This is a genomic window from Geminicoccus flavidas, from assembly GCF_009806515.1.
GTDB classification, from domain to species: Bacteria; Pseudomonadota; Alphaproteobacteria; order Geminicoccales; family Geminicoccaceae; genus Geminicoccus; species Geminicoccus flavidus.
On the sequence record NZ_WUJP01000389.1, the window covers coordinates 1 to 2,704 of the forward strand.

Below are 2,704 nucleotides of genomic sequence, written 5' to 3' on the forward strand. Positions count from 1 at the left end.
ATGATCCACGTGACCAATCGTGCCAATGTTCGCATGCGGCTTCGTCCGCTTGAACGTCTCTTTGGCCATGGCGGCAACTTATCCGGGGCTTTGGTGGGTCGAGGTGGTGAGGTTCCGGCGTGGAGCGGGCGACGGGGATCGAACCCGCACAACCAGCTTGGAAGGCTGGGACTCTACCATTGAGCTACGCCCGCGCCGCACGGAGGAAGCACTCGCACCGGAGCGAACCCCGGGGGCGGGATGGTGGAGGGGGTTGGATTTGAACCAACGTAGGCTGACGCCGGCAGATTTACAGTCTGCTGCCATTGACCACTCGGCCACCCCTCCGGTAGCCCTGCCCGCAAGCGAGAGCGGCCGGGTGGTAGACGTCCGAGCGACGCCTTGTCAATCGACTGCACCGAGAAAATCGCGAGATTCCGTTGAAGCGACGCCCCGCGGCCAAGAGCCCGACCATTCTGCTGTTCGGACGCCACGCCGTGGCAGCCGCCCTGGCCAACCCCGCAAGGCGCGTCCGCCGCCTCCATATCGGCGAGGCGGCCGCCCGCTCGTTCGAGATCCCACAGGAGCGCGCCGGGCTGGAAGTGCGCAAGCTCGACGAGCGGGGCTTCGAGCTGCTGCTGGGGCGGGGTGCCGTCCATCAGGGGGTGGCGCTGGAGGTGGAAGCGCTGGCGCCGATCGACCCTGGCACCTTCCTGGACGAGAATCCGCAGGCGCGCCGGATCGTGGCGGTCGACCAGGTTACCGACCCGCGTAACCTGGGGGCGATCCTGCGCTCTGCTGCCGCGTTCGGAGTGGATCTGGTGATCCTGCCCGAGCGGCATGCCGCACCCCTGGACGGAGTCTGTGCCCGGGCGGCGGCAGGCGGGCTCGATCTCGTCCCGATCGCCCTGGTGGTGAACCTCGCGCGCAGCCTGACGGAGCTCAAGGAGCGCGGCTTCACCGTGGTTGGGCTGGCCGGCGAGGCAGAGACTAGCCTCGATGCCGACCCGCCGGCGGAGCCCTGGGTGCTGGTGCTGGGCAGCGAGGGCGAAGGCATGCGCCGGTTGGTGCGCGAGCGCTGCGACCGGCTAGCCGCCCTGCCGATCGACCCGCGCATCGAGAGCCTGAACGTGTCGGTGGCGGCGGGCATCGCGCTCTGGGCGCTGAGCCGGCCCGGCCGCGGCTGAAGCACCCGCCGGAGGCGCTTTCACAGCTTCTCCTGCATGATCTACTGTCGGCCGTGCACGGATGTGCGGGGGCGGGCTCATGGCGGACGGGATCGATGGGGTTCGAGCACTGCTGGGGGCCAAGGCCCGGCCGGTCGGCTGGGCGGAGCGCCGTGCCCGGCTCGACGAGGTGGCATCCGTCGATCCACCGGCACTGGACCTAGAGTTCACACCCGCCCGGATCGGCCCGCTTCCTGCGGAATGGTCGCTGGCTCCCGGCAGCGATCCGGCCAGGGTGCTCCTATACTTCCATGGCGGCGGCTACTGCTCGGGCTCGATCCTGAGCCATCGCGGCATGGTCGGCGCCGCCGGCCGGGCCGCAGGCGTGCGGACGCTGGCCATCGGCTATCGGCTGGCCCCGGAGCATCCCTTCCCTGCCGCCCTGGACGATGCGCTGGACGCCTACCGGTTCCTACTCGCTGAAGGCTACCCGCCCGGCTGGATCGCGCTGGGCGGCGACAGTGCCGGCGGCAACCTCCTGCTGGCCTGCATGCTGCGCCTGCGCACCGAAGGCCTGCCCCTGCCTGGCTGCGGCTGGCTGGTCTCGCCCTGGATCGACCTGCGGATGACCGGCGAGAGCCTGGACGACAAGGCGGCGGTGGACCCGCTCATCCAGCGCGACTACCTCCACGGCCTGGCCCAGGCCTTCCTGGCCGGTCACGACCCGGACGATCCGCTGATCTCAGCGCTCCATGCCGATCTTTCCGGGCTGCCACCGATGCTGGTCCAGGTGGGCTCGGCCGAGACCCTGCTGGACGACGCCGTGCGGGTCGCCCGGGCGCTCGGTGCCGCCGATGTCGAGGTGCGCCTGGAGATCTGGCCGCACATGATCCACGCTTGGCATCTCTGGGCAGCGCGGTTGGCCGAGGGGAAGGCCGCGATTGCCGCTGCCGGCGGCTTCATCGCCACCCGGCTGCAGGCAGCCCCTTCCGAGACGCTTACCGAAACCGGCGGACGCTGATAGAACTCCGCCGCGTGGGCCGGCGTAGCTCAGCTGGTAGAGCATCCGCCTTGTAAGCGGGAGGTCACGGGTTCGATCCCTGTCGCCGGCACCACTTCCCGCCCGGCCCATGTGCCGCACCGGCTCCACCGACACCATGACATCGCCGTTGCTGTAGATTCCGCGGAAATCGCAGGGGTTGTCGTCGGTTTCTTTCTCACCCATCTTCCTCCCCGGCCGCCCGGGAGCCCGGCAGCCAAGGAAAATGCAGATGTCATGCCGCCTGGGGCGGCTAGCCAGTTGAATGGAGCGGCGCGATGCGTCCACAGGATGCGCACGTTGCCGACCGCCGACCTGTCCGCCGCGGCCGCCCGGCACGGTGGCTCGTTGCCGGCTTGCTGGCAGGCGCGGCGGTGGCGCTGACTGGTGCCGGCTGGTGGGGCTGGCAGCTCAAAACCGATCTGGCCCTGCGCGAGGTGACGATTGAGCAGCTGGCACGCCGCAACGAGGCGCTGCTGGATGCCCAGGCCCAGGCGCAGAAGCTGGAGGCCCAGCTCGA

At 69.8% G+C, this 2,704-nt stretch carries 3 protein-coding genes and 3 tRNA genes; 4 read left to right on the forward strand and 2 right to left on the reverse strand.

The genetic code is table 11. From position 1 onward, the window contains the following. Positions 1-120: 120 nt before the first annotated feature. Both EQG76_RS11000 and EQG76_RS11005 read right to left on the reverse strand, forming a co-directional pair. Positions 121-194 (reverse strand) — tRNA-Gly (locus EQG76_RS11000). A gap of 47 nt (positions 195-241) precedes the next feature. Then, positions 242-327: transfer RNA gene (locus EQG76_RS11005), tRNA-Tyr, on the reverse strand. Between the two features lie 92 nt (positions 328-419). Between EQG76_RS11005 and rlmB the strand changes: the two genes are divergently transcribed. The 4 genes from rlmB to EQG76_RS11025 form a co-directional block, all read left to right on the forward strand. Then, the gene (gene rlmB / locus EQG76_RS11010) at positions 420-1,166 is read left to right on the forward strand and encodes a 23S rRNA (guanosine(2251)-2'-O)-methyltransferase RlmB (RefSeq protein WP_159713317.1); all 747 of its coding nucleotides are present in this window, start codon (positions 420-422) and stop codon (positions 1,164-1,166) included. 79 nt (positions 1,167-1,245) lie between these two features. Continuing rightward, a complete protein-coding gene (locus EQG76_RS11015; protein ID WP_159713319.1) occupies positions 1,246-2,166 on the forward strand; it encodes an alpha/beta hydrolase in 921 nt (306 codons plus the stop codon). Between the two features lie 18 nt (positions 2,167-2,184). Beyond that, positions 2,185-2,260 (forward strand) — tRNA-Thr (locus tag EQG76_RS11020). 202 nt (positions 2,261-2,462) lie between these two features. Further along, a partial coding sequence (locus EQG76_RS11025) for a hypothetical protein (protein WP_159713321.1) occupies positions 2,463-2,704 on the forward strand: 242 nt, incomplete at its 3' end.

Bases quoted from the DNA above. Each gene is read 5' to 3' on its own strand.
- EQG76_RS11015 (WP_159713319.1), top strand. From the start codon at position 1,246: ATGGCGGACGGGATCGATGGGGTTCGAGCACTGCTGGGGGCCAAGGCC.